This window comes from Neorhizobium sp. R1-B (assembly GCF_004368875.1).
Taxonomy (GTDB): Bacteria; Pseudomonadota; Alphaproteobacteria; order Rhizobiales; family Rhizobiaceae; genus Neorhizobium; species Neorhizobium huautlense.
The window spans coordinates 18406-45203 of the sequence record NZ_SOEM01000030.1; the positions used below are offsets into that span (position 1 = coordinate 18406).

Genomic DNA, 26798 nt, shown 5'->3' on the forward strand with positions numbered 1-26798 from the left:
ACAAGAATGCGCCTTTTGTTTCTCGGTGACATGGTGGGCAAGACCGGACGTACGGCGGTCTGGGAAAAGCTACCCGGCCTCGTCTCCGACCTGAAGCTCGACTTCGTCATCGTCAACGGCGAGAATGCCGCCGGCGGCTTCGGCATCACCGAAGATATCTTCCTCGAGACGATCAATGCCGGCGCTGATGTGGTGACGACCGGCAACCATGTCTGGGACCAGAAGGACGCGGTCGGTTTTGCGGGCCGTCACGACCAATTCCTCAGGCCCGCCAACTATCCGGCCGGCACGCCGGGCAGGGGTTCCGGCCTTTATTACGGCCGGAACGGCGCTCGGGTGCTCGTCGCCAACATCATGGGTCGGGTGTTCATGCATCCGGAACTCGACGATCCGTTCAAAAGTGCCGAAGCTATTCTTGCCGCCTGTCCCCTCAAGGAACAGGCGGACGCGATCGTCTTCGATTTCCATGCGGAAGCGACCAGCGAAAAACAGTGTTTCGGCCATTTCGTCGATGGCCGCGCCAGCCTTGTCGTGGGTACGCATACGCATGTCCCGACGGCCGACTGCCAGATCCTGAACGGCGGCACGGGCTACATGTCGGATGCCGGCATGTGCGGGGACTACGACTCCTCGCTTGGCATGGACAAGGAGGAACCGCTCAACCGCTTCATCTCGAAGATGCCGAAAGGCCGGTTCGAGGCGGCAACCGGGCCGGCCACGATCTGCGGCCTCGGCATCGACATCTCCGATTCCACCGGTCTTGCCGAAAGGATCGCGCCCTTGCGGATCGGCCCGCGGCTGGCCGAGACGGTTCCGTCTTTCTGGAATTAAAGGGCTGTAATTGAGGGATGGTCTAAGGCCCAGCCCCCGACCTGAATGTGGGAATGCTTTCAAAATCTCTGTCGCGAAACTTTGACTTTCGCGACAGGATTTTCCGAAAGGATCAGCCACCCCGTTTTTGTCGGAGAAGTTAGGAGTTGCGCAACCTGACGGCCATAGGCTGGCCGTGTGGGAAGCTGACAACCTGCTCTGGTAAAGGCCAATCCGCGATGGCTTCCGGCTCGTCCTCCCCATCAACAGTGGCGGTCTCGAGCCGTGAAGCGAGATGATCTAGCATCGTCCTTGCCTGATGCGACAATTCGGTTGAAACGGGGGAGAGGTCCTTTGATAGACCCCAGTAATCCCACGGTTTCAGTTCCAGTTTACGCAGGGCTGCGATTTCTCGAAGCAGGCTTCCCACGACGAACCATCCTCCGCCAAGGCCGAGGCTCGACACGCCAAATCGCGAGGCGATCTCCGGCTCGTCTTTGACCCGAAACCATGCCTCGCTTGCCGTCAGAAACCGCTCGCGTGGCACATCCAGAGGATCGAAAGAAACTCCTCCTATAGCTGCAAACTCCACATCAAGCCTTTTCCAACGCTCGCCGTCATGCCACTCGCAAAGCCAATGATCCTCCCAATGGTCTTGAACCAGATAATCCGCGAACCCGACACGGAGGCGAGCTGGAGTGCCGCACTCACGAAATCTGCTGACAGCCAGAAGAGCAAAATCCCGACATACACCGCCAACCTTGAGCCGGGAATCGCTTTCGAGGACGTCGCGTTCTACAGCAACAGACAGAATCTCTGCCACGGAACGAAGCTCCAGATCGGCGGCCTGTTCAGGTGTGAAGCCTCGTTCTTCGGATTCGGCCCCGCGAGGATGCTGCATGAATGAGCCAATCCAACGGGCAATTAAATCCGGTTCACTACCACCGCGCATCAACGTTTCGCGATAGGGCCCGGGTTCGGAATAGATGCTATGGGAAGCATAGAAGGTTTTGCGCATTGTCGTCCCTTTCCAGTTGAGGATTGAGACACGACAAGGAGGGCAAATTTTCAAAAATTGTCAATCAGGCGCTGGTCGCAAATCCCGCCTAAAGCGACTGTTTCGCGATTGGGTTCTGCGGCGTCGCTAGGATGGATATCCCGTGACAGTGAGCGGAATGTGTCACGAAGATAATTCGGAAGATGCCCCACCTGAGACAGCCGCGCCGCAAGCGGACTCGGTATCGACATCCGCTTGAATTCCATATTTCTGTGAGGGGCGGTCCGAGCCGCCGCCTCTTTTCCTTTCGTGACTTCGGAAAGCGCCCTTAACTTTCGTCCCCGGTCTCCAGCGGCGCACCTGGAAGATAGAGCATAATCGGGCGTATTTCATATACGGCTGTCGGATTGGCGCGTCGCAGTTCGCGGGCGGCGGCGACGGCGTCGTCCAGCGTGGGGAAGTCAACGACATAAAGGCCAAGCAACTGCTCCTTGGTTTCGGCGAAAGGACCGTCGATGACCAGGCCGTCGCCCGGCCCTCTTAAAGTCACGGCGCCCTGCGTGGGGCCGAGTCTTGCGGCGGGTCCGAGATGCTTCTCGCGAACGAGGCGATCGTTGATCCGCAGCAGCTCCGTCATCAGCGCGTCGTCCTCCTCCTTGCTCCAGGATGAGACCACGCCTTCTTCGTGATAGGCGAGAATGGCATAATACATGGAATTCTTCCTCCCTCGTGTCCCGTCGGTCCGGCAATCTGTTTGAGATTTATAGCGCTTCCTCAAGCAGCGTCAGCAGGCGCCTGAAATGCCGTTCGGAGCCGGCTCTGTCATAAACATTGTGGTCGGGGACGGTCCAGCCATGCGCCATCCCCGCATAGTTTTCGATCGCGTAGTCAACGCCGCCGATGCGTAGCGCCTCGGCAAGGCGGGCGGACTGTTCGGGCGGGAAGCTGTTGTCGACACCCGCCATGCCTACATAGACGCGTGCCTTGATCTTCTCGGCCAGCCGGTGCGGACTGTCTTCCGCGTCGCTGGCAAGATTGCCGCCATGGAAGCTGGCTGCCGCCTTGATGCGGTCGGGATATAGGGCCGCGGCGGTCAGAGCGCGGGCGCCGCCCATGCAATAGCCGACGACGCCGATCGGGCCTGTGACGCCTTCTGCTTCGAGCGCCTCGATGAAGGCCGCGCCGTCACGGGCGGTGAGTTCCTGGCTGGTCGCCTGCATCATGGAGCGGATCTTCGTTTTGGACCCCTCCTCGCTGAACGCAGTCTTTGCGTCGAACGGTTCGTAGGGGCCCGATCGATAATAGAGATCGGGTACGAGCACGATGTAGCCCGCATCGGCGATCCTCTGGCCCATATCGTAAAGGGCCTGGCGCGGACCGAAGGCGTCCATGTAGATGATGATGCCCTTGTCCGTCCGGCTGCTGCCGTGGGCCCTGATGACCGTGGCCTTGGCAACGCCATCGGCAGTCCTGATCTCAATGTCATGCTTCATCAGAGGCTCCACTCAAGACGTGATGGTTCAAGCGCCGGGCGAGCTACATCCGGCGTGGTTCGGCTTGTCAATAGTCAATTCCAGGTGCCGCACCAATGACAGAATTGTGAGACGTTGCGGGATACTTCGGTCTGGACCGGCCTTCAGCATTGCCGCATCTTTCGCGCGGGAATGAACAGGAACGCAGTCCTTGGGAGTGGCATGATGCTACGGGCTCTCGCATTCGGCCTAGCCGGTTTTTTCCTTTGGGCCTTCGCCGCGCCGGCGCAGGACGGCGGACTGCCCGTCAGCCAGTGCCAGGCGATAGCTCAAAAGCTTCCCGGCGTCATGTTTGCGAGTTTCAAGCCCACTAACATGCAACTCGCCCAAGTACAGAAGAACCTTGCCCTTTCGGAAAGGGAGGAGGTTGAGATCACCTTCGTCGGCCATTCCACCTATTTCATCGAAACGCCTGAAGGCATAGGCATCGCCACGGACTACAGCGGCGTCTACCAGCCGACGCGGCTGCCGGACGTGGTAACAATGAACAAGGCCCATTCCACTCATTATTCCCTCCAGCCGGACCCGCAGATCCCGCATGTCCTGCATGGCTGGAGCGACGTTCCGGGTGAGAAGGCCGAGCATCGGCTGATGGTGGGAGATGCCTATATCCGCAATGTCGTTTCCGACATCCGCTCCTGGGGAGGCGGCGTCGAGGAAAACGCCAATTCGATCTTCATCTTCGAAATCGCCGGTCTTTGCATCGGTCATCTCGGCCATCTGCATTTCGAACTGACCGAGGCCCAATATACCGAGATCGGCAGACTGGATATCCTGATGGTGCCGGTCGATGGCGGCTTGACCATGGGGGCGGACAGCATGAGCCGTGTCGTGCAGCGGCTGCGCTCGTCGCTGATCCTGCCGATGCATCGCTGGGGGCCGCCGCTCGACAATTTCCTCGCCATGTTCGACGGTCGGTTCGATATCGCCTATGCGAGAGAAAAAACCCTCAAGGTCTCGATGCGCAGTCTGCCGAAGAAGCCGACGATCATGGTGCCGCAGGGGCTTTGAGCCCCTGCAGGCGTATTCGGCAGCTCAGTGGAACTGCGGGAAGGCGAGGTGCTGCTTGACGCCGACCTCGGGCATCTTCTCGTCCTGGAGGTTGGCCTTGGCGATCTCCCAGCCGAATTTCAGCGAACTGTCGGTCGATGCCCAGATTTCCGCATCCTCGACCCGCAGGGCGAGCATGGTCAACATCGGATCGTCCTTGCCGTTCTCGTACCAGGCCGCTGTGACGGCGCTCCAGTATTCATCGATCTTGGCGGGGTCCTTTCGGATTTCGAGGGTGCCCATGAGGCAGGCGTGGTAGTCGTGATCCTTGCCGACGACGCAGAAATGCGCCTTGGAGCCTGCGCGGACCGCTCGGGCCAGATGCGTGTCGGTCTTGGTGAAGAACCAGATCGTGTTGGTCTTGCGGTCGACATTCGGCGCCATCGGCTGGAAATGCATATGCGAACCTTCGATGCCGAGCATGCCGGCATGGATATTGCTGATCTCGTCCCAGAGCTGACGTTCCGGCGCTTCGCGGGCTTCGGTAAGGCTGGCCATCGAGTGTCTCCTTGTTGTCTGCCAAGGTGACAAAACGACGAGCTTTTGGCTTTGTTCCGGCATCCAGCAGCGCGAAAAGCCTTCTGATCCGCCGCAAAATGCCTTGAACGGCCAAGGCTTCGAAATTATAAGGCGCCATTCCAAACAAGCTAAAGTGTCAGGGGTGCCATGGCTGGCCATTCACAGTTCAAAAACATCATGCACCGCAAGGGCAAGCAGGACTCGATCCGCTCGAAGATGTTCTCCAAGCTCGCCCGCGAAATCACGGTTGCGGCGAAGGCAGGTCTGCCCGACCCGGCGATGAATGCTGCGCTGCGTCTGGCGATCCAGAACGCCAAGGCGCAGTCGATGCCGAAGGACAATATCGACCGCGCCATCAAGAAGGCATCCGGTGCGGACGCGGAAAACTACGATTCCGTCCGCTACGAGGGTTACGGTCCGGGCGGTACGGCCGTCATCGTCGAGGCGCTGACCGACAACCGCAATCGCACCGCCTCCAACGTCCGCTCGATCTTTACCAAGGCCGGCGGTGCACTTGGCGAAACCGGTTCGGTTTCGTTCTCCTTCGACCATGTGGGCGAGATCACCTACAAGGCGAGCGTCGGTGACGCCGACAAGGTGATGGAAGCGGCGATCGAAGCAGGCGCCGACGACGTAACCTCTGACGAGGAGGGCCACACGATCATCTGCGCTTTCGAAAGCCTCGGCGAAGTGTCGAAGGCACTCGAAGCGACACTCGGCCAAGCCGAGACGGTCAAGGTGATCTGGCGGCCGCAGAACACGATCGAGGTGGACGAGGAGAAGGCGCAGTCGCTGCTGAAGCTGATCGACAACCTGGAAGACGATGACGACGTACAGAGCGTCTATTCGAATTTCGAGGTTTCCGACGAGGTCATGGCCAAACTGTCTGCTTGATCCACCGATGAATTCAGGGCCGGCTTTGACCGGCCCTTTTTCGTTCAGGCCCCGACTTTTTCCATCATCGGCAGGCTCGCGAACAGTTCAACCGAGCGGAGCCGGGCCTCGACGTCGTGGATCGGCATGGAGATGATCAGTTCGTCGGCTTGCGTCTCTTCGAGGAAACCCTTCAGCTTCGCCGTAATCGTCGGCACGGAACCGACTGCGGCATAACGAAGCGTATGCTCGACGCTCATCTTCTCCATCGGCGTCCAGATGCCCTCCATGCTGTCGACGGGCTTGGGGAAACGGGTGCGAACATTCTTGCGCAGGTTTACGAACTGCTGTTGTGACGATGTAAAGAGCCGTTCGGCCTCCTCGTCCGTCTCCGCCGCGACGCCCATGACGCCGACCATGACATAGGGCTTGTCGAGTTGGGCCGAGGGCTGGAAGCGCTCACGATAGATGGCAATTGCATCCAAGAGCATGTCCGGCGCGAAATGCGAGGCGAACGCATAGGGCAGGCCGAGAGCGGCGGCGAGATGCGCGCTGTAAAGACTGGAGCCCAGCAACCAGATCGGCACATGCGCATCCATGCCTGGAACGGCAAGCAACGCCTGGTCATCTTCAGGCGCGCCGAGCAACCGCTGCAGTTCGAGGATGTCGTGCGGGAAGTTTTCCGCGCCTGCGTCGAGATTGCGGCGAAGGGCGCTTGCCGTGCGCATATCGGTACCTGGGGCGCGACCAAGACCCAAGTCGACACGGCCGGGCAGCAGGGCCTCCAGCGTTCCGAACTGTTCGGCGATGACGAGCGGCGAGTGGTTGGGCAGCATGATGCCGCCTGAACCGACACGGATGGTTTTCGTCGCCGCGCCGACATGCGAAATCACCAGAGAGGTGGCAGCACTTGCAATGCCCGGCATGCCGTGGTGCTCGGCAAGCCAGACCCGCTTGTAGCCTTGTTCCTCCGCTTTGATCGCCAGGCGGCGGGACTGCTCAAGCGCGTCACGCACGGAATAACCTTCACCAATCGGTGAAAGATCTAGAATGGAAAAGGGAATCATCGGCACGTCCTGGGAGGCGGGATAAGTGACAATAGGCTCGACTTATCTAGGCAGCCCGATGCGGGAATACGACCCCGCCGATCGAAAATGGAAGCAAGAAAAAAGGGCCGCGTCAGCGGCCCCTCGGGATTACGATTTGACGAGCCTCAGATGAAGGCCCCGCGGACCTGAACCGTGCGGGCCGGAACCATGCGGATCGGGATCGTGCGGCGGCTGGACAATGACCGTGACGCGGGCAAAACGGCTGGCCTTCTGATCGATCTCGGCGATTTGCCGGTCAACTCGGTCAAGTGTCAGCGTCGCCATGTCGGCCTTCAGGCCCACGCTGCGTCGCGATTTTGCGGTCTCGTTCAGGTCATCGTAGATGGAGGAGGCGGCATCAGCCTGGCCTTGTGCCGTCTCCGACAGCGTACCGAGATGGTCGGTCAGGGCGTCCAGGTAGAGGCAAAGGGCGTCCAGTTCCCGGCCGATCTGTTGTGTTGCCGAAGACAGCGCTTCCCTGCTTTCGACGGACATAGGACCGGCTTGATTTTCATCCATTTCCGCGATGAGCTTCAGTGCGGTTTCCACCGCTTCCTTAGGTCTGCGGATGTCGACTTGGGCGTTCTGGGCGATCGCTGCTGCGTGTTGCGCGCGAATCTTCTGTTCACGAAGACGCTGAGTGAGGCTGCCGACGTCGGCGAGCGTCCTGGACAGTTGGCGGGTATGCTCCGCGTCGGTTTCGGCGGCCTGCTTAACCCCTTTTCGCAGCGAATCGGATTCCTCACGGAGAAGGCGGGCATTGCCGACGACCGAGTCCATCGTGCCGTTCAAGGTATTCAGACCGCGATTGAAGTCCCGGCGCATTCCCTCCCATTGAGCGGGAAAAAGAGTATCCAGCGTTGTGCCCAGGTCGCCGGCGGCAAAGCGTCTCAGGCCGCCGTCCAGCGCGTTGACGACGACGCGCATCTGCTGCAGTTCCAGTTCATTCCGATCTCGATCCCGTATCATTCGGGCGGCTCCTTATGCTTCGGCCCCCCTTTCTGACCAAGCAACGCGGTGAAAGAAAGTCGGTTGCCCAATTTGGAGCGGTTCTGCCCAAAAGCTTTTCGATATGGTTAACGACGACAGGGCATCAACGGAGGGCATCGCCGGACCATCTGGGGTCGACATGGCGCCTTCTGCGGCAAGGCGGTAGTGTAGCCGGATGACACAAACGATTCGCATCATCGGCATCGATCCGGGACTTCGCCGAACCGGTTGGGGCATTATCGAAACGCTGGGAAACAGCCTGCGCTTCGTCGCTTCAGGCACGGTCACGTCTGACGGAGACATGGATCTCGCATCCCGCCTCTGCCAGCTGCATGACGGGCTGGCCGAAGTGGTGCATGCCTACAAGCCAGATGAGGCGGCGGTCGAGCAGACTTTTGTCAACAAGGATGCGGTGGCGACCCTGAAACTGGGGCAGGCGAGGGGTGTCGTGATGCTGGTGCCGGCGCGGGCCGGCCTGCCGGTCGCCGAATATGCGCCAAATGCCGTCAAGAAGTCCGTCATCGGGGTTGGCCACGGCGAAAAGCAGCAGATCCACATGATGTTGAAGATCCTGATGCCCAAGGCCGAATTCAAGGGCAATGACGCCGCCGACGCCTTGGCGATCGCCATCTGCCATGCCCACAACCGCGGCGGCCACCGCATGCGCGCCGCGCTTGCCGGGTAAGTTTGTTCTTGACTTGTTCTTGTTTCGCGGATAAGTAATACCGCAGAGGTATTACCATGCGCGTCACTGAAAAAGGCCAGGTTACGATCCCGAAGAATGTCCGCTCCAACCTGGGGATCGAGGCGGGCAGCGAGGTGGAGTTTGTTCTTCGCGAGGGGGAGGCCGTACTTCGGCGCGTCGAGCCGTCAAGGGAGGAAGTCGAGCGCGATATACGCGAGCTTGTTGCTCATCTGAGGCGGCATCAGGGTTCCATGTCTCTTGGCGATATGAGCGGCGAGGAATTCTATCGGCTGCTGAGAGACTGACCCCATGGCAACTCTTGTCGATACGAACATCCTCATCGACGTGTTCCATACCCGGACTGCCTTTACCGAATGGTCGACCGAACAGTTGGCGGCGGCCCGGGCCAAGGGGCTCTTGCTGATAAATCCTTTGATTTATGCGGAAATGGCCGCCGGCTACGCGACGAGCGAGGAACTGGAAGCGGCGCTTGCGCCCAGTCTCTTCCGGCGGGAGGATCTTCCTTGGGAAGCGGCGTATGCAGCCGGCCACGCCTTTCTGCAATATCGCCGCGCTGGCGGGGACAAACGTTCGCCACTTCCCGATTTCTATATCGGTGCCCACGCAGTGGTCAGAGGCTATCGGCTGCTCAGCCGGGATGTTGCCAAATACCGGACCTATTTCCCACTGATCTCCATCATCTCTCCCGAAACTCATCCCTTGTAACCTTAATCGTTGGCGGACTTCTTCCATGATCGGCAAGCTTAAAGGCACCATCGACGAAATCGGCGACGACTACGTGCTCGTCGACGTGCATGGCGTCTGCTACGAGGTCTTCTGTTCGTCGCGGGTGCTGTCGAAGATGGGTTCGGTCGGCGAGGCGGTGGTGCTGTTCATCGAGACCTATGTGCGCGAGGACCAGTTCAAGCTCTTCGGTTTCCTGACGGCGCTGGAGCGGGAATGGTTCAACCTGCTGCAGAGCGTGCAGGGTGTCGGCGCCAAGGTGGCGCTTGCCGTACTTTCCGTTTTGACGCCATCCGAACTCGCCAACGCGATCGCGCTGCAGGACAGGACAACCGTTTCGCGCGCTCCGGGGGTCGGCCCGAAGGTGGCAATGCGCATCGTGACCGAATTGAAGAACAAGGCTCCGGCTTTTGCCGGCGAGGCTTCCGGCAATATCGGCCTCAAGCAGGAGATCGGCGAGGGCGTGGCTTCTGCTCCCGTGGCTGACGCAGTTTCGGCCCTGACCAATCTCGGTTATTCCCGCGACCAGGCTGCGAACGCGGTGGCGGCGGCTCTCAAGAACGGCGGCGAAGGGGCAGACAGCGCCAAACTCATTAGATTGGGGCTGAAGGAATTGGCACGGTAGTGTTGGATGAGCAATTTCTTACTGATATAGTTTGGTAAGAAATGGCAAGAAAGGTAAGAAAAATGGGCGCGCTTACGACCATGACATCCAAGGGACAATTGACCATTCCGAAGGATGTGCGCGAGCAGTTGAAGCTCACGCCCGGTACCCGCTTCTATGTCACTGTCCGCAATGGTGAGGTCGTAGCAATCCCGAAGAACAAAAAGCTTGCGGATCTGGCCGGCATTTTGGGAAATCCCCCTAATGGCAAGGGTTTCACGATCGAGGAGATCGATGAGGCCATCATGGCAGCCGTAGCCGAAGATGACGAACGCATCCGTCGCGAGTGGCAAGAAGGTCAGAAATGATCGGAATTGACACGAATGTCCTGTTGCGATTTCTCGTTCACGATGATCCGGAGCAGGGTGAAAAAGCACGTCAATTCATGACGGAACGCACAGCGGAAGATCCTGCTTATGTCAGCGCGGTGGTGCTGGCTGAAGTCATCTGGTTTCTGCGGCAACGGCTGAATTATTCAAAAGCCCAGATCGTCGATATGCTTCGCCTCCTCATCGCGTCTTCGGAGATAGTCATCGAGCACACGGAAGAACTGGAACTGCTTCTTGCCGGTTCAACATTTCCCGCTGGGGACGTCGCCGACTATCTTGTGGCTTGGAGCGCCGGCAGGGTCGGTTGCCGCAAAGTCATCACCTTTGACCGTAAGGCTGCTCAGGCCGTACCCGGAATGGAACTTCTCGCATGACCGAACCTGCCCGCCTGATAACGCCGGAAAAGCGGGGCGAAGACCTGGATACGACACTGCGTCCGCAGTCGCTGGACGAGTTTACCGGCCAGGCGGAGGCGCGCGCCAACCTCAAAGTCTTCATCGAAGCGGCCAGGAATCGCGGCGAGGCGCTCGACCACGTTCTCTTCGTCGGTCCGCCGGGCCTCGGCAAAACAACGCTCGCCCAGATCATGGCGAAAGAACTTGGTGTGAACTTCCGCTCCACATCCGGCCCCGTCATCGCCAAGGCGGGAGATCTTGCAGCACTGCTGACCAATCTCGAAGAGCGCGACGTGCTGTTCATCGACGAAATTCACCGGCTCAATCCGGCGGTCGAGGAAATCCTCTATCCCGCTATGGAGGATTTCCAGCTCGACCTCATCATCGGCGAAGGACCGGCCGCCCGCTCAGTAAAGATCGACCTGTCGAAATTTACGCTGGTCGCAGCCACCACCCGTCTCGGTCTTCTGACGACACCGCTCCGCGACCGCTTCGGCATTCCGGTACGGCTGGCGTTCTACACGGTCGAGGAACTGGAACTGATCGTCAGGCGCGGCGCGCGGCTGATGAACCTGCCGATGACCGATGACGGTGCGCGCGAAATCGCCCGCCGTGCCCGTGGTACGCCCCGCATCGCCGGCCGGCTGTTGCGGCGGGTGCGCGATTTTGCTGAAGTGGCGAAGGCCGAAGCCGTGACCCGCGAGATTGCCGACGAGGCGCTGACGCGGCTTCTGGTCGACAATATGGGCCTCGACCAGCTCGACAAGCGTTACCTCAACATGATCGCGGTGAATTTCGGCGGCGGGCCTGTCGGCATTGAGACGATTGCGGCTGGGCTTTCCGAGCCCCGAGACGCGATTGAGGATATCATCGAGCCCTATATGATCCAGCAGGGTTTTATCCAGCGCACCCCGCGCGGCCGTGTTTTGACCGCAACGGCGTGGAAACATCTGGGACTTCAGCCGCCCAAGGATCTCGAAGCGGCGCAGTTCAGGATGAATCTCGAGGATGACTGAGTGATTACTCGCCGCGGCTTCTTCAAGACGCTGGGCGCCAGCTTCGCGGCGATGGTGGCGTTTGGTGGTTATGCCGTGGCGGAGCCGCTGGTCCGCCTGCGGGCCACCTATTATGCGCTAACGCCGCCTGAATGGACGCCCGGCCTGAAACTGCGCGTGGTGGCCCTGGCGGATTTCCATGCGTGCCAGCCCTGGATGACTGCCGAGCGGATCGCCGCCATCTGCCGGCAGGCGAATGCGCTTCAGCCGGACGTGATCCTGTTGCTCGGCGACTATGTCTCCGGCATGCGCCTCGTGCTGGACCGAGTGAGCCCCGACCTCTGGGCCAAGGCGCTATCGATCCTGCAGGCGCCGCTCGGCGTGCATGCGGTGCTTGGCAACCACGACTGGTGGGAAGATCCGGAAGTCCAGGCGAATGGCGGCGGCATTCCCTTCGCCCGCCGAGCCTTGGAGGGGGTGGGCATTCCCGTTTACAGCAATCGTTCGGTTCGGCTCGAAAAGGACGGCAGAGCTTTCTGGCTGGCAGGCCTCGAGGATCAGATCGGTCTTCTGCCGGACCGAAAGATCGGCCGCTGGGGGCAGGGCAAACATGATCTTGCCGGCACGCTCGCCCAGGTGAGTGACGACGCGCCGATCATCCTCATGGCGCACGAGCCGGATATCTTCCCGATGGTGCCGGAACGCGTCGCTCTCACCCTTTCCGGCCACACCCATGGTGGCCAGGTGCGGTTGTTCGGCTATGCGCCGGTCGTGCCGTCGCGTTTTGGCGATCGGTATGTTTACGGCCATGTGCAGGAGGGGCGCCGCAATATCATCATCTCCGGTGGGCTTGGCTGTTCCGGCCTGCCGATCCGCGTCGGCGCCCCGCCGGAAATCGTCGTCATTGAGCTCGGGTGATAGCGTGAAGGACAGGATCCTCATTCGCATCGAAACGGATGCTCGTCGTGTTTTCCAGATGCGCGTTGCCGGACTTTGCTTTCGCGATGGCCATGTCCTGGTGCATCGCGCTGTCCATGAAACCTTCTGGACCTTACCCGGCGGACGCGCCGAAATCGGAGAGACTTCGGAAGAGACCCTCAAACGGGAAATGATCGAGGAACTCGGGGTTACTGTCACGGTTGGACGCCTTCTCTGGGCGGTCGAGAATTTCTTTCACTACGAAATCAGGGACTGCCACGAATTAGGGCTTTATTACCTGATGGAGCTACCGCCCTCGTTTCCATTCCATCCGCGCGACATCGTCCATCGGGTCATTGACGGGCACGAGTTGGAGTTCAAGTGGGTGCCGGCGACCACGGCAGCGTTGAGAGCACTCGACATCCTGCCCTATTTCGTCGCGGAAGAGATAGAGCGACTGCCGGAGAGCCCTCGCCATCTGGTCTGGCGCGATAGTGATCTCGATCTTAAGCCGTAATCTCTGGAACATCTGAGCACGGCAGCCCGTTCTTCTGCGCAAGAAGGAGAAGGCCATGCAAGACATCAGCGTCGGACATGAAGTGAAATGGAAATGGGGCCGCGGTGAAGCCGAAGGCAAAGTAACCGAGAAGTTTACCGAGGACGTCGAGCGGAAGATCAAAGGCAAGACGGTCAAGAGAAAAGGGGACAAAAAGGAGCCTGTCTTTCTAATCGAGCGGAAAAGCGGTGATCGTGTGCTGAAAAGCCAGTCCGAGCTGGGGAAGAGCCATGGCTGAGGAACGTCCCGATCGTATCCCCCCGGTGGAGGTCGCGGCTGCCGCCGAGAAGGGCCTGAAATTGCGGGCGCAGTATCGGCGCGGCGGAACGACTGCCGGTATCGCACGTGCCAAGGATCTGAAAAACCGGAAACCGGTTTCGGAGCAGACCATCCGCAAAATGGTCAGCTATTTTTCCCGGCATCGGACCGAAAAACGAGCCGACAATTTCGGCGACGAGGAAAACGCCTCGACTGGCTACATAGCCTGGCTGCTCTGGGGCGGTGACGCCGGAGCGAAATGGGCGGAGCAGCACAAGAAGGCGCTGGATAAAGCCAAAGAGGAGGCGAAGATGCGGCGCTTCAGGCCGCGGCACCAGGAGAATTCGCCAAATCCCTGACGGTCTCCCGCAGAAGTGCCAGCCCGCCCGGCTCCCAGCCCAGTGCATTGATCCTGGCAGTGGACATCACGTTGACCGCCGCGCGATCGCCAGGCGGCGGGAGTGGATGAGGACGGTGCGGCAGGCAGCCGAGGATTTCACGAGTATCGGTGAGGATGTCGGAAACGTTGAAGACCTGCCCGTCGATCACGCCCGCTTCGGTTTCCAGCATCAGGCGCACCGCCGCGGCCACATCGCGGCCGTGAACCTCCGTTCCAGCGCGGGACGGGACGGGTCGACCAGCGAGATAGTCCGCAATCAGCGGGTCCCATTTGTTCGGTTGCCGATTGCCGTAAACGCCGGTCAGCCTCAGGCTTGCGGTCGTAAAGCCCGGTTGGGAAAGAGCCGACAGCGCCCGTTCGCCGTCAAGCTTTATTTCACCGTAAAGACTGTCCGGCTGCAGCAGGAGGTTTTCGGTGAGTTCCGTGCCGGAGGGCAGGCCGTCATAGACGGCGCGGCTGGAGAGAAAGACGGCGCGCCGCGTACCGGCCCGGCGTGCCGTTTCGAAGAGCTTGACGCTGCCGTCGAGGTTCAGCCGGCGGAATTGGACGGGATCGCCTCCTTCGCCGCCGCGGTATTTTCCCGGGACATGATCAAACGCCGCGTGAACGAAAAAATAGGCGTCATCGAAGGCTTCGGTCTGGTCGAGGTCCGGTTCAAGGAAAAGCGGCACGAAGCCGACCGGTTTCGAAAAGGCTTCCGGATCGGGCGGTACGCGGCCACCGACGATCACCTTATATCCGGCGCCAAGCAATCCCTCGACGACATGGCGACCAACCAGGCCTGTTCCTCCCGAGACCAAGACCTTCATGCCGCCCCTCCCGGTTTCGGCAGCGAGCCGAGATCTGGCAAGTCGCGGTCTTCGTAAAAGGCATGCCAGAGGTCGATCAGGGGGCCCAGCCGGTCGGCTTTCGGATGGTGCTTTTCCCAGGGCTTTTCATATTGGTAGTGGAGGACGGCAATGCTCTGCCAATCCCAGAGGGCCGGCATGTTAAACCACACATATTGCAGCATGTTCATGAAGACCGGCAGGCCGTGCCAGTCGGGAAAGAACGTTTCCAAAAAGGTCTGGTCGGTGCGCCGCCAGAAGGCGTCCGGCTGGTCGAGTGCCGCCAGCATTTCGGCAAATGTGTCCGCCGAAGGTTTTGCGACGAAGACGCCGGAATTCAGCCGGTGAAAGTCGGCGAGGCTTTCGTAGACATTCGGAGCGGCGGAAAATTCCGGGTAGGCGAACAGTTTGTCGATGGGTTTCAGCACCAGCGCGTCGGCGTCGATGAAGACCACCTTGTCATACTCGACGAGCTGCCAGAGCCGGAGCTTGCAGAAATTGTCGAGCGGCGTGTGGAAGTCCGGCTTGCGCCCCTTGGTGAAGGGGGCTGATCCGTGCAGCCTGTCTTTGCCGTGGCGTTCGTTGAAGGCGTCCGAGAGCGGCAGGTGGTCGGTTTCGACAAGGCGGCAGCCCAGAGCTTCGAGCGGGGAGAGAGAGGGGCGCTCGACGCCGCCGGTATGGAGGATGACGATATCGGCGCCCGTGCCGGTGCGGCGGATGGAGCGGGCCAGCGCAGTGGCGCCCATGGCATAGTCGGCATTGGTGACGAGGGTGACGAAAGCGTTGGTCATGAAGGGTAGTGCCCCGTTGCGATCCCTCTCCTTCGTCATGCTCGGGACAAGCCCGAGGAATGACGAAAGCTGATGTGATAGATGAGGAGACCTATCGGCGCTCCCTGGTCGAATTTTACGAAACCGATTTCAGCCGCTTGCCTTCGGGATCGTGCTCGACCTTGGTCGCGATATCCCTGGTCCAGGCGGAAACGGCCGGAACGCGAGTCCTGTCAACACGATAGGCGTATTTCTTCGCAACATCGACGATCTCGCCCAATAGTCCTTCGCCAAGCGTGGTGGGCTCGAGGCCGAGGCCCAGAAACTTTTCGTTCTTGACGATCAACTCGTTTTCCGGCGCTTCCTTGCGTGGGTTCGGCAGCCAGGCGATCTTCGAACCGGTCATTTTCGCGATCATTTCGGCCAGGTCGCGGACCCGGTGGGTCTCCGTCATCTGGTTGAAGATCTCGACGCGGCTGCCGCGGGCAGGCGGGTTCTTCAGCGCAATCTCGATGCAGCGGACCGAATCCTGAATGTGGATGAAGGCGCGCGTCTGACCGCCGGTGCCGTGGACGGTGAGGGGATAACCGATCGCCGCCTGGATGAGAAAACGATTCAAGACCGTCCCGTAATCCCCGTCATAATCGAATCTATTGATCAATTGCGTATGGCGTCGGGTCTGTTCGGTGTGGGTGCCCCAGACGATGCCCTGGTGCAAATCGGTGATCCTGAGACCGTCGTTCTTTGCGTAGAACTGGAAGAGCAACTGATCCAGGCATTTGGTCATGTGGTAGATCGAGCCGGGATTGGCGGGGTAGAGGATTTCCTGGGAGACTTCACGTCCGTCCGCCGTCTCGATGCCGACCGGCAGATAGCCTTCCGGGATTGCCGCACCGACCGTCGAATAGCCGTAGACGCCCATGGTTCCGAGATGGACCAGATGCGCATCGAGGTCGAGTTCGACCAGCGCATTCAGAAGATTATGGGTGGCGTTGACGTTGTTGTTGACCGTGTAGTTCTTGTGGCGGTCGCTTTTCATGGAATAGGGCGCCGCACGTTGCTCGGCGAAATGGACGATTGCATCCGGACGATGTTTAGCGAGCCAGCCCTTGAGGAGCTCGTAGTCCCTGGCAAGGTCGATCAGATGGAAGTGGATGCGCCGGCCGGTCTCGGCATGCCAGATCCGGGTGCGCTCCTGGATGGAGTCCATCGGGGTCAGCGACTGGACACCGAGCTCGGTATCGATCCAGCGGCGCGAGAGGTTGTCGAGGATATGGACCTCGTGGCCGCACTCGGACAGGTGGAGCGATGTCGGCCAGCCGACAAAACCGTCGCCGCCCAGGACTGCTATCTTCATGATGGAGTCTCCGCTGGTTTTTGGAACATTTCCTGATAGGGAGGAAGTATGACAGGACTTAGTTCGGTCCACAGAAACTGGAACAGTGCTTGACGTTCATCCAGTGGGTGAACAGGAATTTTTCAAGGCAAGCTTATGCAGGAACACAATTTTTTGCTATCGGGCGAATTGATTGAAGGCGGCCATCGGCTTCTCCAGCGCGTCTATTACGAAGACACCGATTTTTCCGGCCTCGTCTATCATGCCCGTTATCTGCACTTCCTGGAACGCGGCCGCACCGACTATCTGCGCTGCCTCGGCTGCGAGCAGAGCGCGCTTCTTTCCGCCGATGAAGAGGGCCTCGTCTTCGTCGTCCACCGGATGGAGATCGACTTCAAGCAGCCTGCCCGCATGGATGATATCCTGACGATCCAGACGGTGACGGAAAAGGCAGGCGGCGCCAAGATGGTGCTCAACCAGGAAATCAGACGCGGCGAAACGCTGCTGATTGCCGCCAAGGTCGTGATCGCCGTCATCAACAAGCACGGTCGTCCGCGCCGTTTGCCGGAAGCGATCGCGGAGAAGTTTCTGGGGCATCCGGTTTAGCCTGTGAAAGTATAGCAGACCTCCCGCCTGTAACGCATTCTTAACGATAATGATGTCTTACTGGCTTGTGAGGAATTTGTGCAACGCACGCCTTCCTTTGACCAAAATTGAAAGCGAGAAGCCAAGCTGGAAACTCAGGGTATCTTGGGGTTAAGGCGGGCGCACCCGGCGATCAACGACATTCTCGCGAGAGCGCGCTTTTGAACCCGCCCGGTCCTTAAAAGCCGGGCGTTTGGATTCGGGGATAGTAGATGGAACACGAAGTTTTGGCGGCAGCGGCGAGCGACGTCAGCCTCTGGTCGCTGTTCATGCAGGCCGGGCTGGTCGTCAAGCTGGTCATGATCGGTCTGATCGGCGCGTCGGTATGGACCTGGGCGATCGTCATCGACAAGTATGTGAGCTTCGGCAAGGCCAAGCGCCAGTTCGACCAGTTCGAGCAGGTGTTCTGGTCCGGCCAGTCGCTCGAGGAGCTCTACCGCACGCTATCGGAGCGGACGAACAACGGGCTTGCCGCCATCTTCGTCGCCGCCATGCGCGAGTGGAAAAAGAGCTTCGAACGCGGCGCGCGCTCGCCGATCGGCCTTCAGATGCGTATCGACCGGGCAATGGACGTCACCATGGCTCGCGAGGCGGAAACCTATGAAGCCCGCCTCGGTTCGCTTGCAACGATCGGCTCGGCCGGTCCGTTCATCGGACTCTTCGGTACCGTCGTCGGCATCATGACCTCGTTCCAGGCGATCGCCGGTTCGAAATCCACCAATCTTGCGGTCGTGGCGCCCGGTATCGCCGAAGCGCTGCTCGCCACCGCGATCGGCCTCGTCGCCGCTATCCCCGCGGTCATCGCCTACAACAAATTCACTGCCGATGCCGGCAAGCTTTCTGCCCGCATGGAAGGTTTCGCCGACGAATTCTCGGCCATACTGTCGCGTCAGATCGACGAGAAGCTGCAGCCGCGACAGGCGGCGCAATAACGGTTCGGGCCAAGGAGTAATCTCTCATGGGTATGTCGGCCGGAGGAGCAAAGGCATCGGGTGGCGGGCGTCGCAGGCGCGGCGGCCGTCGCGGCGGAGCAATCAGCGAAATCAACGTGACGCCGCTTGTCGACGTCATGCTCGTGCTGCTTATCATCTTCATGGTGGCGGCGCCGATGATGACGGTCGGGGTGCCGATCGACCTGCCTGAAACGCAGGCAAAGGCCATGAATGCGGATACGCAGCCGATCACCGTATCGGTCAATCCGCAGGGCGAAATCTATCTGCAGGAAACGCCGATCGCCATCGACGAGATCGTGCCGAAGCTGCAGGCAATCGCCACCACCGGCTATAACGAGCGCATCTATGTGCGCGGCGATACCACAGCCGCCTACGGCGTCGTCATGAAGGTGATGGCCCGCATTTCTGCAGCAGGTTACAAGAACCTCGGTCTTGTAACTCTGCAGGAACAGGAGAAGTGATCGCGGCGCCATGAAAGGTAGTCTCGGCACATCGCTGATCCTGCATACGCTGGTGCTCGGTGCTGCACTGGTGTCGCTGAGCGCGCCCGCTTCTTTCGAGGTGGCCGATGTCGAAGCCTTGCCGGTCGATATCATACCGGTCGAATCCATTACCCAGATGCAGCAGGGCGACAAGAAGGCGCCCATGTCTGAAAAACCTTCTCCCAAGGAGACCAAGAATCAGAAGGTCGTGGAAAACGCCGAGAATGCCGGCGAGAACGATCTCGATCTGAAGACACCACCGACGCCGGCCAAAAAGCCGACGCCGACGGAGGCTGCCGCGGCGCCGAAGCCCGTCGAACGGCCGATGCCGACGCCGACGCCCGAACAGAACGATGTGAAGGACATCGTTCCGGAAGAGACTGCGCCGAAGCCGACCGAGATGGCCGCGCTGCCGCAGCCGAAGCCGGAGATCGCGCCGACACCTCCAAAGCCCGAGCCGACTCCGCCGCCGAAACCCGAGCCGACGCCTGCGCCCGCCGAAGCGAAGTCCGAAGACATCCCGCTTCCGGATGCGGTGCCGCTGCCGGCCGCCAAGCCGAAGCCGGAACCGCCGAAGGAAGAGGCGAAGCCCGTCGAGAAGCCGGCTGAAAAGCCCGCCGAGAAAAAACCGGAAACGGCAAAGCCGACGGAAACCGCCAAGGCTGCCGAGAAGCCGACGGACAAGAAGGAAGGCAAGAAGCAGGAGACCGCCAAGTCCTCGTCTTCGAAAGCGAGCGACTTCAACGCCGACGAGATTGCCTCGCTGCTCAACAAGCAGGAAGCGTCCGGGGGCGGGGCCAAGCGCTCGTCGTCGCCGGCGTCAACGGGCAGCACCAAGCCCTCGACCGGTGCCAAGCTCAGCCAGAGCGAGATGGACGCGCTGCGCGGCCAGATCCAGAAGAACTGGTCGGTGATTGCCGGCATCGAGGGTGCTGACGGCGTGCTGATCCGCGTGACGATGAGGCTCGATCAGACTGGTGAAATCGTCGGTGAGCCGGAAGTGGAAGCCTCTGGTGGCTCAGACAACGCCCGCCGTACGCTCGAGGCGAGCGCTCTCCGCGCGGTTCGCAGGTCCGCGCCGTTCAAGAACCTGCCTGCCGACAAATACGACGCCTGGAGTGAAGTTGTCGTCAACTTCGATCCGAGCGAATTGCTTTGAAAGGCTTTAGTAACATGATGAAACGTTCTTTCATCCGCCTCGTGCTTGCGCTTGCCGGCATGGCCGTGATGTTTGCCGCGCCCGCACAGGCTCGCGTAGAAATCAACATCAACAAAGGCAATGTCGAGCCGCTGCCGATCGCGGTGACGGACTTCCTGTCGAACAACGAGCTGGGGCCGCAGATCTCCCACGTCATTGCTGCGGACCTTCAGCGTTCCGGCCTTTTTGCGCCGATCAACAAGAGCGCCTTTATCGAGAAGATCTCCGACCCGAACCGGGCGCCGCGTTTCGAGGACTGGAAAGTCATCAACGCGCAGGCGCTGGTGACCGGCCGCATCACCCGTGAAGGCGATGGGCGGCTTCGGGCGGAATTTCGTCTCTGGGACACGTTTTCTGGCCAGCAGATGACCGGCCAGCAGTTCTTCACCCAGCCGGAAAACTGGCGCCGGGTGGCCCACATCATCGCCGACGCGATCTACAAGCAGATCACCGGCGAAAATGGTTATTTCGACACCCGCGTCGTCTTCGTTTCCGAAAGCGGGCCGAAGAATGCCCGCCAGCGCCAGCTTGCGATCATGGACCAGGACGGCTTCAACGTCCGCATGCTCACCAATTCGAAGGACATCGTGCTGACTCCGCGCTTCTCGCCGAGCCGTCAGGAAATCACCTACATGTCCTTCGAAGGCAACCAGCCGCGCGTCTATCTGCTGCAACTGGAGACCGGGCAGCGCGAGGTCGTGGGCAATTTCCCCGGCATGACCTTCTCGCCGCGCTTCTCGCCGGATGGCCAGAAGGTGATCATGAGCCTTCAGCAGGAAGGCAATTCCAACATCTATACGATGGACCTGCGCTCCCGCACCACGACGCGGCTGACCTCCACCCAGGCGATCGACACGTCGCCTTCCTATGCGCCTGATGGTGCGCGGATCGCCTTCGAGAGCGACCGCGGCGGAAGGCCACAGATCTATGTCATGAATGCCGACGGTTCCGGCCAGACCCGCATTTCCTTCGGTGACGGTTCCTATTCGACGCCGGTTTGGTCGCCGCGCGGGGACCTGATCGCCTTTACGAAGCAGTCGGGCGGCAAGTTCTCGATCGGCGTGATGAAGCCGGACGGTTCGGGCGAGCGTATCCTGACGAGCGGCTTCCACAACGAGGGTCCGACATGGGCACCGAACGGTCGCGTGCTGATGTTCTTCCGTCAGAATGCCGGCGCCGGTGGGCCGCAGCTCTATTCGATCGACCTGACCGGTTACAACGAGCAACAGGTCAAGACCCCGTCCTACGCATCCGACCCCGCCTGGTCGCCGCTTCTGGAATAGCGGCAGTTAACGGGAAAGAGGCGGCTTTCCGCCTCTTTCCGGCCTTATTCTGTTGAGAAAGGGCCAATAAAGGGACATCGGAATAATTCGTTAACCATAAGTGTTTGATCGTGGTTAACCGAGCCCGGTTAGAGTCTGGCAACTCTGATAATTAGTGATCAAGGAGAGACCGGCCATGAGCCGCATTGAAATTTCGGCGATGAGCCGCATGCAGACCCTCGCTCGCAACCCCGCCGTCATCGCTCTGACGCTCGCGCTTGCGCTCGCGGGCTGCGCCAACAAGAAGAACCTGCCGAACAGTGCCGGGGAACTCGGCCTTGGCGGGGCTGGTGCCGCGACGCCCGGCTCGAGCCAGGACTTCACCGTCAATGTCGGCGACCGCATCTTCTTCGATACCGACTCGACCTCGATCCGCGCCGACGCCCAGCAGACGCTCGACCGCCAGGCCCAGTGGCTGCAGCGCTATCCGAACTACGCGATCACCGTCGAAGGCCATGCCGACGAACGCGGCACGCGCGAATATAACCTTGCCCTCGGCGCACGTCGTGCTGCTGCCACCAAGGAATATCTCGCTTCCCGCGGCGTACCGGCGAATCGCATGAAGACGATCTCCTACGGCAAGGAACGCCCGGTCGCCGTGTGCGACGACATTTCCTGCTGGTCGCAGAACCGTCGTGCAGTGACGGTTCTCGGCGGCGCCGGCATGTAATGCGGGCCACTCGCCCCAACAAAAGGCGGTCTTCGAGCCGCCTTTTTCTTTTTTCCATAGTTTAGCCCTGTTTTCGGGGATTTTTCATTGGTGACTTGGTTGCTTTTTGGCGGCAGTTGGAAAAATCTCCCCTCGCGCCAAATCGGTGCACACTAGAGAGCAGGACGAACACTCATGAAGAAACTTGTCTTGGCAGTGATGCTGGGGCTCATGGCAACGGGCGGCCCGGCTGGAGCCTTCTCGCTGCCGAAACTTTTTCAGGGCGGCAGTCAGTCTGCTGTAGAACAGCCGCGGGCCGATAATCCGCCGGTTGTTCTCGCACAGGCCAACGAGGCAGTCCGTGTCCAGCAACTCCAGGAAGAGATCCGGCAGTTGAATGGCCGCATCGAGGAAATGAGTTTTCAGCTGCTGCAGATGCAGGAGCAACTGCGCAAGACGCAGGAAGACAACGAGTTCCGTTTCCAGGACCTGGAAAAAAAGAAGAGAAGCGAAGCTGACACCACGGCCGGGGGACCGGCCGTGGCGTCCAACCGCGCTCCGCCTGCGCAAGCTGCTCCTCCGGCTCAATCCTCGGATGACGTTGCCCGCATCATCGGATCGCCTGCCGACAGCGATATCGGCCAGCAGCAGGGGGGCGACAGCCGGACGGCGCCGCCGCCCACGACGCTCGGCTCCATCGATTTTGACCAGAACGGTAATCCCCGCGCCGCCACCCGTAACGACCGCAGCAATTCGGCGGCGCTTCCGGGCGTCGATACCGGCCCCGCACTGCCCGGCAAAACTGCCACCCCAGGCCGGACCGATCCGCAGCAGACCGCATCGCTGGGCAACGAGAACGACGCCTATCAGATTGCCTACAATCACGTGCTGTCCGGCGACTATACGCTCGCGGAAAAGGAATTTTTGGCCTACATCCAGGCTTATCCGAAGGGTGGACGCATTGCCGACGCGAATTTCTGGCTCGGCGAGGCGCAGTATTCGCAGGAAAAATACAACGAAGCGGCAAAGACGTTTCTGAACGCCCACCAGAACTACGGCAAGTCGGCCAAGGCGCCTGAAATGCTGCTGAAGCTCGGCATGTCGCTGGCAGCCCTCGACAACACCGAAACCGCCTGTGCGACGCTCCGCGAAGTGCCGAAGCGCTATCCGAGCGCATCCAAGGCGGTGCTCGCCAAGGTCGGCAGCGAACAGAAGCGGCTGCGCTGCAGCTGACGGCGCCCTCCGTGGCTGCCGCAGCCTTCATCCTGTCGCCGGACGAGGCGATCCAACGCCTTTGTCGCGATCTTGTCAGACCGGCCCGTCTTCTCGTCGCCGTTTCCGGCGGCAGCGATTCGACCGGCCTCCTCGTCAGCCTTTCGAAAGCGGCTCGGGAAGATGCCGGCATTACCCTTTTTGCCGCGACTGTGGACCATGCCCTCCGACCGGAGTCGGCCGATGAGGCAAAGGCGGTGTTGGCCCTTTGTGTGGATCTTGGCATTCCCCATGTGACGCGGCGCTGGGAGGGTGCCAAACCCGCCACCGGAGTTTCCGCCGCCGCGCGTGAGGCGCGTTACCGCCTCCTGTTGGAGGTCGCGGACGAGGTAGACGCCACTGCCATCCTTACCGGTCACACGCTTGACGACCAAGCCGAAACGGTGACGATGCGGGCTGCCCGCAGCGAGGCAGAGGACGGGCGGGGCCTCGCGGGCATGGCGGAAGCGGTGCTTCTCGATCGACGGCGCTGGCTCGTTCGTCCCTTCCTCAGGACCCGCCGCGCCGACATTCGTGCATGGCTGGCGTCGCAGGGTCAGGGGTGGATCGAAGATCCCAGCAATCTCGATTCCCATTACGAGCGGGTGAGGGTGCGCGGAAAGCTGACGGGGCAGGGATCGTTTGATCCGGGCCAGTGGTTGCGGGCGGTGGAGCGGCGAACCAGCTTGTCGGATGCCGCCGCCATGTTCTTGCGCGATCATGTGACGATCCGGCATGGGGTGCTGGCCCGGCTCTCACCGGAAGGGTTGAAGACGGAAGCGGCTTTGCGCCGACACGCGCTCTCCCTGCTCGCCGCGGTTTTAGGAGGCAGAACACACGCACTCGGCGCCGACAGCTTGGAGCGGGTCATGGCCTTTGTCGAGAGCGGGCAGTCGGGGCGCGTGACGGCCGGGCGGGTGATCTTCGATCTTCGTCGGGACGGCCTTTATTTCGTTCGCGAAAACCGCGGCATGCTGCCGCTTCATATTCGGCCGAGTGAGGCCGATATATGGGACGGCCGCTACCGGATCGACAACGGATGCCCTCAAGAGATCGTTGTCGGCCCGACGGCGCCGGATCGGGAGGAGGCATCCACCTTGTTTCCCGATGTACCGCCTGCCATCGCCATGCGGGCCGCCTCGGCCATGCCGCATATCGAAGCGGCCCTGTCATTTCCGCCCGACGAAAGAAACGGGGAGATCGCAGCCAGTTTGTCCGAAAAGACATCTGCAGCCGGCATAGATGTCGAGCCGGTGCTGGCGCCGTTCGACCGTTTTTTGCCGCAGTTTGATCTTAGGCTCGGCAGCGAAATTGCGGTTTTGCTCGGATGCGACGTTTTTCCCCCGCTGCCAATTAAGGATTCTGCGCGGAAAAGCTAGGTGGCGGCTCCGGTTCGCCTTGGCAAGGACTTCCCGCAACCCTATGTTATGCGGCAAGCAAGGCGGCCGCCTTTAGAGTTGGTCGTCACAGTCCGGGGAGTTCAATGAACCCAAACATTCGCAATATCGCCCTCTGGGTCATCATAGCCCTCTTGCTGGTCGCATTGTTCAGCATGTTCCAGACGGCACCGACACAGTCCAACTCGCGTGAGGTTCCTTATTCGCAGTTTCTGCGCGATGTGGATTCGGGGCGGGTGCGGGATGTCGTCGTTACCGGAAACCGGGTGATGGGCACCTACACGGAAAGCGGCTCTGGGTTTCAGACCTATTCGCCCGTCATCGATGATTCGCTGATGGAGAAGCTGCAGGCCAAGAACGTCACCATCGTGGCCCGCCCGGAAACGGACGGGTCTTCCGGTTTCCTGAGCTATATCGGCACGCTTCTGCCGATGCTTCTGATCCTCGGCGTCTGGCTCTTCTTCATGCGGCAGATGCAAGGCGGCTCGCGCGGGGCGATGGGCTTCGGCAAGTCCAAGGCCAAGCTTCTGACCGAGGCGCATGGCCGCGTGACTTTCGAGGACGTCGCAGGCGTCGACGAAGCCAAGCAGGATCTCGAGGAAATCGTCGAATTCCTGCGCGACCCGCAGAAGTTCCAGCGGCTTGGCGGACGAATCCCGCGCGGCGTGCTGCTGGTCGGCCCGCCCGGCACCGGCAAAACGCTGCTCGCCCGCGCCATTGCCGGCGAGGCGAACGTGCCCTTCTTCACCATTTCCGGTTCGGATTTCGTCGAAATGTTCGTCGGCGTCGGTGCAAGCCGTGTCCGCGACATGTTCGAACAGGCCAAGAAGAATGCGCCCTGCATCATCTTCATCGACGAAATCGACGCGGTCGGTCGTCATCGCGGCGCCGGCCTCGGCGGGGGCAATGACGAACGCGAGCAGACGCTCAACCAGTTGCTCGTCGAAATGGACGGCTTCGAAGCCAATGAAGGCATTATCCTGATCGCTGCGACCAACCGTCCGGACGTTCTCGACCCGGCACTGCTGCGTCCCGGCCGCTTCGACCGTCAGGTCGTCGTGCCGAACCCGGACATCATCGGCCGCGAGCGCATTCTCAAGGTGCATGCCCGCAACGTGCCGCTGGCGCCGAATGTCGACCTCAAGGTTCTTGCCCGCGGTACGCCCGGTTTCTCCGGCGCCGACCTCATGAACCTCGTCAACGAAGCAGCCCTGATGGCAGCGCGCCGCAACAAGCGCCTCGTCACCATGAGCGAGTTCGAAGACGCCAAGGACAAGATCATGATGGGCGCCGAGCGCCGCTCTTCGGCCATGACCGAGGCGGAGAAGAAGCTCACCGCCTATCACGAGGCCGGCCACGCGATAACCGCACTCAACGTGCCGGTCGCGGATCCGCTGCACAAGGCGACGATCATTCCGCGCGGCCGTGCGCTTGGCATGGTCATGCAGCTTCCGGAAGGCGACCGCTATTCGATGAGCTACAAGTGGATGGTGTCGCGCCTGGTCATCATGATGGGTGGCCGCGTTGCCGAGGAGCTGACCTTCGGCAAGGAGAACATCACTTCCGGCGCGTCCTCCGACATCGAGCAGGCCACCAAGCTCGCCCGTGCGATGGTCACGCAGTGGGGCTTTTCCGATGTGCTGGGCCAGGTCGCCTATGGCGAAAACCAGCAGGAAGTCTTCCTCGGCCATTCCGTCTCGCAGACGAGAAACGTATCCGAATCGACTGCCCAGAAGATCGATACGGAAGTTCGCCGCCTGATCGACGAGGCCTATACCGAGGCCCGGCGCATCCTGACGGAGAAACACGACGAGTTCGTAACGCTGGCAGAAGGCCTTCTCGAATACGAAACCATGTCCGGCGAGGAGATCAAGGCGCTGCTCAAGGGACACAAACCGTCGCGTGATCTTGGCGACGATGCGCCGCCTGCTCGTGGCTCGGCAGTTCCTGCTACCGGCTCCAAGAAGGATGAGCCGAAGGGCGGGGAGCCGGAAAGCGGGCTTGAGCCTCAGCCCCATTGAAGGCAAGGACAGGGATAGAAGAAGCCGCTGCGGGTAGCTCCGCGGCGGCTTTTGTTGTGCGCCCAGCATGGGCGCATTCTTGTGGGTGGAAGTCCCACCGTAAGCTGGTCATGGCGAGCGAAGTGAAGCGCAACTGCGGAAGGG

The 26798-nt window shown here is 60.7% G+C and carries 32 protein-coding genes; 23 read left to right on the forward strand and 9 right to left on the reverse strand.

The genetic code is table 11. The annotated features are described in order from the left end of the window. Nucleotides 1-6: 6 nt before the first annotated feature. Nucleotides 7-831 (forward strand): YmdB family metallophosphoesterase, encoded by an 825-nt coding sequence (locus EDE05_RS24430; RefSeq protein WP_105374759.1) that lies wholly within the window; start codon nt 7-9, stop codon nt 829-831. A gap of 139 nt (nt 832-970) precedes the next feature. On the opposite strand, the gene EDE05_RS24435 is transcribed toward EDE05_RS24430, so the two are convergent. The 3 genes from EDE05_RS24435 to EDE05_RS24445 form a co-directional block, all read right to left on the reverse strand. Then, entirely contained in the window at nt 971-1828 is an 858-nt protein-coding gene (locus tag EDE05_RS24435) for a transglutaminase-like domain-containing protein (protein ID WP_105374760.1), read from the reverse strand. 307 nt (nt 1829-2135) lie between these two features. Next, nucleotides 2136-2519: a YciI family protein gene (locus EDE05_RS24440; RefSeq protein ID WP_105374761.1), complete on the reverse strand. Its 384-nt coding sequence runs from the start codon at nt 2517-2519 to the stop codon at nt 2136-2138. A 49-nt stretch (nt 2520-2568) separates the two neighbouring features. After that, nucleotides 2569-3300, reverse strand: coding sequence for a dienelactone hydrolase family protein (locus EDE05_RS24445; RefSeq protein WP_105374762.1), 732 nt, complete (start codon nt 3298-3300; stop codon nt 2569-2571). A 201-nt stretch (nt 3301-3501) separates the two neighbouring features. Here EDE05_RS24445 and EDE05_RS24450 point away from each other — a divergent pair, with 201 nt between their 5' ends. After that, on the forward strand, nt 3502-4350 hold the full coding sequence (locus EDE05_RS24450) for an MBL fold metallo-hydrolase (RefSeq protein ID WP_105374763.1): 849 nt from the start codon (nt 3502-3504) through the stop codon (nt 4348-4350). Nucleotides 4351-4374: 24 nt separating this feature from the next. On the opposite strand, the gene EDE05_RS24455 is transcribed toward EDE05_RS24450, so the two are convergent. After that, nucleotides 4375-4887 carry a pyridoxamine 5'-phosphate oxidase family protein gene (locus EDE05_RS24455; protein WP_105374764.1) on the reverse strand — a complete coding sequence of 171 codons (513 nt, stop codon included), beginning with the start codon at nt 4885-4887 and terminating at the stop codon, nt 4375-4377. Between the two features lie 168 nt (nt 4888-5055). Here EDE05_RS24455 and EDE05_RS24460 point away from each other — a divergent pair, with 168 nt between their 5' ends. Beyond that, nucleotides 5056-5802: a YebC/PmpR family DNA-binding transcriptional regulator gene (locus tag EDE05_RS24460; RefSeq protein WP_105374765.1), complete on the forward strand. Its 747-nt coding sequence runs from the start codon at nt 5056-5058 to the stop codon at nt 5800-5802. 44 nt (nt 5803-5846) lie between these two features. Here EDE05_RS24460 and EDE05_RS24465 read toward each other — a convergent pair whose 3' ends face one another. Together EDE05_RS24465 and EDE05_RS24470 are read right to left on the reverse strand one after the other, a co-directional pair. Further along, complete coding sequence (locus EDE05_RS24465) at nt 5847-6848, reverse strand: LLM class flavin-dependent oxidoreductase (protein WP_105374766.1); 1002 nt, start codon at nt 6846-6848, stop codon at nt 5847-5849. A gap of 129 nt (nt 6849-6977) precedes the next feature. After that, on the reverse strand, nt 6978-7838 hold the full coding sequence (locus EDE05_RS24470) for a methyl-accepting chemotaxis protein (protein ID WP_105374767.1): 861 nt from the start codon (nt 7836-7838) through the stop codon (nt 6978-6980). 196 nt (nt 7839-8034) lie between these two features. Here EDE05_RS24470 and ruvC point away from each other — a divergent pair, with 196 nt between their 5' ends. The 11 genes from ruvC (at nt 8035) to EDE05_RS24525 (ending at nt 13762) form a co-directional block, all read left to right on the forward strand. Then, nucleotides 8035-8544: a crossover junction endodeoxyribonuclease RuvC gene (gene ruvC, locus EDE05_RS24475; RefSeq protein ID WP_105374768.1), complete on the forward strand. Its 510-nt coding sequence runs from the start codon at nt 8035-8037 to the stop codon at nt 8542-8544. Between the two features lie 56 nt (nt 8545-8600). Further along, entirely contained in the window at nt 8601-8849 is a 249-nt protein-coding gene (locus tag EDE05_RS24480) for an AbrB/MazE/SpoVT family DNA-binding domain-containing protein (protein WP_105374769.1), read from the forward strand. A 4-nt stretch (nt 8850-8853) separates the two neighbouring features. After that, on the forward strand, nt 8854-9270 hold the full coding sequence (locus EDE05_RS24485) for a type II toxin-antitoxin system VapC family toxin (protein WP_112798877.1): 417 nt from the start codon (nt 8854-8856) through the stop codon (nt 9268-9270). 25 nt (nt 9271-9295) lie between these two features. Beyond that, a complete protein-coding gene (ruvA, locus tag EDE05_RS24490) occupies nt 9296-9913 on the forward strand; it encodes a Holliday junction branch migration protein RuvA (protein WP_105374771.1) in 618 nt (205 codons plus the stop codon). A gap of 62 nt (nt 9914-9975) precedes the next feature. After that, nucleotides 9976-10260, forward strand: a complete 285-nt coding sequence (locus EDE05_RS24495; protein ID WP_105374772.1) for an AbrB/MazE/SpoVT family DNA-binding domain-containing protein — start codon at nt 9976-9978, stop codon at nt 10258-10260. Continuing rightward, on the forward strand, nt 10257-10655 hold the full coding sequence (locus EDE05_RS24500) for a PIN domain-containing protein (protein ID WP_105374773.1): 399 nt from the start codon (nt 10257-10259) through the stop codon (nt 10653-10655). The genes EDE05_RS24495 and EDE05_RS24500 overlap by 4 nt, the downstream gene beginning before the upstream one ends. Continuing rightward, nucleotides 10652-11692, forward strand: coding sequence for a Holliday junction branch migration DNA helicase RuvB (gene ruvB, locus EDE05_RS24505; protein WP_105374774.1), 1041 nt, complete (start codon nt 10652-10654; stop codon nt 11690-11692). Before EDE05_RS24500 ends, ruvB begins: the two co-directional genes overlap by 4 nt. Further along, entirely contained in the window at nt 11693-12589 is an 897-nt protein-coding gene (locus EDE05_RS24510) for a metallophosphoesterase (RefSeq protein WP_105374775.1), read from the forward strand. Nucleotides 12590-12647: 58 nt separating this feature from the next. Further along, a complete protein-coding gene (locus EDE05_RS24515; protein ID WP_105374790.1) occupies nt 12648-13106 on the forward strand; it encodes an NUDIX hydrolase in 459 nt (152 codons plus the stop codon). Nucleotides 13107-13161: 55 nt separating this feature from the next. Beyond that, the gene (locus EDE05_RS24520; RefSeq protein WP_105374776.1) at nt 13162-13383 is read left to right on the forward strand and encodes a DUF2945 domain-containing protein; all 222 of its coding nucleotides are present in this window, start codon (nt 13162-13164) and stop codon (nt 13381-13383) included. Continuing rightward, complete coding sequence (locus EDE05_RS24525) at nt 13376-13762, forward strand: hypothetical protein (protein ID WP_105374777.1); 387 nt, start codon at nt 13376-13378, stop codon at nt 13760-13762. The genes EDE05_RS24520 and EDE05_RS24525 overlap by 8 nt, the downstream gene beginning before the upstream one ends. On the opposite strand, the gene EDE05_RS24530 is transcribed toward EDE05_RS24525, so the two are convergent. The 3 genes from EDE05_RS24530 to EDE05_RS24540 all read right to left on the reverse strand — a co-directional run bounded on the left by EDE05_RS24530 (nt 13725) and on the right by EDE05_RS24540 (nt 16757). Then, nucleotides 13725-14612, reverse strand: coding sequence for an NAD(P)-dependent oxidoreductase (locus tag EDE05_RS24530; protein WP_105374778.1), 888 nt, complete (start codon nt 14610-14612; stop codon nt 13725-13727). The genes EDE05_RS24525 and EDE05_RS24530 overlap by 38 nt on opposite strands. Further along, nucleotides 14609-15460, reverse strand: coding sequence for a glycosyltransferase (locus tag EDE05_RS24535; protein ID WP_245423021.1), 852 nt, complete (start codon nt 15458-15460; stop codon nt 14609-14611). The genes EDE05_RS24530 and EDE05_RS24535 overlap by 4 nt, the downstream gene beginning before the upstream one ends. A gap of 76 nt (nt 15461-15536) precedes the next feature. Continuing rightward, entirely contained in the window at nt 15537-16757 is a 1221-nt protein-coding gene (locus EDE05_RS24540; protein WP_105374780.1) for an NAD-dependent epimerase/dehydratase family protein, read from the reverse strand. A 135-nt stretch (nt 16758-16892) separates the two neighbouring features. On the opposite strand from EDE05_RS24540, the gene ybgC reads away from it, so the two are divergent. From ybgC to ftsH, 9 genes are all read left to right on the forward strand, one after another. Then, nucleotides 16893-17342 carry a tol-pal system-associated acyl-CoA thioesterase gene (gene ybgC, locus EDE05_RS24545; RefSeq protein ID WP_105374781.1) on the forward strand — a complete coding sequence of 150 codons (450 nt, stop codon included), beginning with the start codon at nt 16893-16895 and terminating at the stop codon, nt 17340-17342. A gap of 251 nt (nt 17343-17593) precedes the next feature. Next, nucleotides 17594-18313 carry a protein TolQ gene (gene tolQ, locus EDE05_RS24550; RefSeq protein WP_105374782.1) on the forward strand — a complete coding sequence of 240 codons (720 nt, stop codon included), beginning with the start codon at nt 17594-17596 and terminating at the stop codon, nt 18311-18313. Nucleotides 18314-18339: 26 nt separating this feature from the next. After that, nucleotides 18340-18795 (forward strand): protein TolR, encoded by a 456-nt coding sequence (tolR, locus tag EDE05_RS24555; RefSeq protein ID WP_105374783.1) that lies wholly within the window; start codon nt 18340-18342, stop codon nt 18793-18795. Nucleotides 18796-18805: 10 nt separating this feature from the next. Continuing rightward, on the forward strand, nt 18806-19975 hold the full coding sequence (locus tag EDE05_RS24560; RefSeq protein ID WP_132409305.1) for a hypothetical protein: 1170 nt from the start codon (nt 18806-18808) through the stop codon (nt 19973-19975). A gap of 14 nt (nt 19976-19989) precedes the next feature. Then, nucleotides 19990-21297, forward strand: coding sequence for a Tol-Pal system beta propeller repeat protein TolB (gene tolB, locus EDE05_RS24565; protein WP_105374785.1), 1308 nt, complete (start codon nt 19990-19992; stop codon nt 21295-21297). 175 nt (nt 21298-21472) lie between these two features. Further along, entirely contained in the window at nt 21473-22006 is a 534-nt protein-coding gene (gene pal / locus EDE05_RS24570; RefSeq protein ID WP_105374786.1) for a peptidoglycan-associated lipoprotein Pal, read from the forward strand. A gap of 174 nt (nt 22007-22180) precedes the next feature. Beyond that, nucleotides 22181-23218 (forward strand): tol-pal system protein YbgF, encoded by a 1038-nt coding sequence (gene ybgF / locus EDE05_RS24575; protein ID WP_105374787.1) that lies wholly within the window; start codon nt 22181-22183, stop codon nt 23216-23218. Nucleotides 23219-23229: 11 nt separating this feature from the next. Continuing rightward, the gene (gene tilS, locus EDE05_RS24580) at nt 23230-24615 is read left to right on the forward strand and encodes a tRNA lysidine(34) synthetase TilS (RefSeq protein WP_165924118.1); all 1386 of its coding nucleotides are present in this window, start codon (nt 23230-23232) and stop codon (nt 24613-24615) included. Between the two features lie 104 nt (nt 24616-24719). Beyond that, on the forward strand, nt 24720-26654 hold the full coding sequence (ftsH, locus tag EDE05_RS24585; RefSeq protein ID WP_105374789.1) for an ATP-dependent zinc metalloprotease FtsH: 1935 nt from the start codon (nt 24720-24722) through the stop codon (nt 26652-26654). The last annotated feature ends 144 nt before the right edge of the window (nt 26655-26798 follow it).

Coding starts and splice junctions, on each gene's coding strand:
- EDE05_RS24430 (WP_105374759.1), top strand. CDS start 7: ATGCGCCTTTTGTTTCTCGGTGACATGGTGGGCAAGACCGGACGTACG.
- EDE05_RS24435 (WP_105374760.1), bottom strand. CDS start 1,828: ATGCGCAAAACCTTCTATGCTTCCCATAGCATCTATTCCGAACCCGGG.
- EDE05_RS24440 (WP_105374761.1), bottom strand. CDS start 2,519: ATGTATTATGCCATTCTCGCCTATCACGAAGAAGGCGTGGTCTCATCC.
- EDE05_RS24445 (WP_105374762.1), bottom strand. CDS start 3,300: ATGAAGCATGACATTGAGATCAGGACTGCCGATGGCGTTGCCAAGGCC.
- EDE05_RS24450 (WP_105374763.1), top strand. CDS start 3,502: ATGATGCTACGGGCTCTCGCATTCGGCCTAGCCGGTTTTTTCCTTTGG.
- EDE05_RS24455 (WP_105374764.1), bottom strand. CDS start 4,887: ATGGCCAGCCTTACCGAAGCCCGCGAAGCGCCGGAACGTCAGCTCTGG.
- EDE05_RS24460 (WP_105374765.1), top strand. CDS start 5,056: ATGGCTGGCCATTCACAGTTCAAAAACATCATGCACCGCAAGGGCAAG.
- EDE05_RS24465 (WP_105374766.1), bottom strand. CDS start 6,848: ATGATTCCCTTTTCCATTCTAGATCTTTCACCGATTGGTGAAGGTTAT.
- EDE05_RS24470 (WP_105374767.1), bottom strand. CDS start 7,838: ATGATACGGGATCGAGATCGGAATGAACTGGAACTGCAGCAGATGCGC.
- ruvC (WP_105374768.1), top strand. CDS start 8,035: ATGACACAAACGATTCGCATCATCGGCATCGATCCGGGACTTCGCCGA.
- EDE05_RS24480 (WP_105374769.1), top strand. CDS start 8,601: ATGCGCGTCACTGAAAAAGGCCAGGTTACGATCCCGAAGAATGTCCGC.
- EDE05_RS24485 (WP_112798877.1), top strand. CDS start 8,854: ATGGCAACTCTTGTCGATACGAACATCCTCATCGACGTGTTCCATACC.
- ruvA (WP_105374771.1), top strand. CDS start 9,296: ATGATCGGCAAGCTTAAAGGCACCATCGACGAAATCGGCGACGACTAC.
- EDE05_RS24495 (WP_105374772.1), top strand. CDS start 9,976: ATGGGCGCGCTTACGACCATGACATCCAAGGGACAATTGACCATTCCG.
- EDE05_RS24500 (WP_105374773.1), top strand. CDS start 10,257: ATGATCGGAATTGACACGAATGTCCTGTTGCGATTTCTCGTTCACGAT.
- ruvB (WP_105374774.1), top strand. CDS start 10,652: ATGACCGAACCTGCCCGCCTGATAACGCCGGAAAAGCGGGGCGAAGAC.
- EDE05_RS24515 (WP_105374790.1), top strand. CDS start 12,648: ATGCGCGTTGCCGGACTTTGCTTTCGCGATGGCCATGTCCTGGTGCAT.
- EDE05_RS24520 (WP_105374776.1), top strand. CDS start 13,162: ATGCAAGACATCAGCGTCGGACATGAAGTGAAATGGAAATGGGGCCGC.
- EDE05_RS24525 (WP_105374777.1), top strand. CDS start 13,376: ATGGCTGAGGAACGTCCCGATCGTATCCCCCCGGTGGAGGTCGCGGCT.
- EDE05_RS24530 (WP_105374778.1), bottom strand. CDS start 14,612: ATGAAGGTCTTGGTCTCGGGAGGAACAGGCCTGGTTGGTCGCCATGTC.
- EDE05_RS24535 (WP_245423021.1), bottom strand. CDS start 15,460: ATGACGAAGGAGAGGGATCGCAACGGGGCACTACCCTTCATGACCAAC.
- EDE05_RS24540 (WP_105374780.1), bottom strand. CDS start 16,757: ATGAAGATAGCAGTCCTGGGCGGCGACGGTTTTGTCGGCTGGCCGACA.
- ybgC (WP_105374781.1), top strand. CDS start 16,893: ATGCAGGAACACAATTTTTTGCTATCGGGCGAATTGATTGAAGGCGGC.
- tolQ (WP_105374782.1), top strand. CDS start 17,594: ATGGAACACGAAGTTTTGGCGGCAGCGGCGAGCGACGTCAGCCTCTGG.
- tolR (WP_105374783.1), top strand. CDS start 18,340: ATGGGTATGTCGGCCGGAGGAGCAAAGGCATCGGGTGGCGGGCGTCGC.
- EDE05_RS24560 (WP_132409305.1), top strand. CDS start 18,806: ATGAAAGGTAGTCTCGGCACATCGCTGATCCTGCATACGCTGGTGCTC.
- tolB (WP_105374785.1), top strand. CDS start 19,990: ATGATGAAACGTTCTTTCATCCGCCTCGTGCTTGCGCTTGCCGGCATG.
- pal (WP_105374786.1), top strand. CDS start 21,473: ATGAGCCGCATTGAAATTTCGGCGATGAGCCGCATGCAGACCCTCGCT.
- ybgF (WP_105374787.1), top strand. CDS start 22,181: ATGAAGAAACTTGTCTTGGCAGTGATGCTGGGGCTCATGGCAACGGGC.
- ftsH (WP_105374789.1), top strand. CDS start 24,720: ATGAACCCAAACATTCGCAATATCGCCCTCTGGGTCATCATAGCCCTC.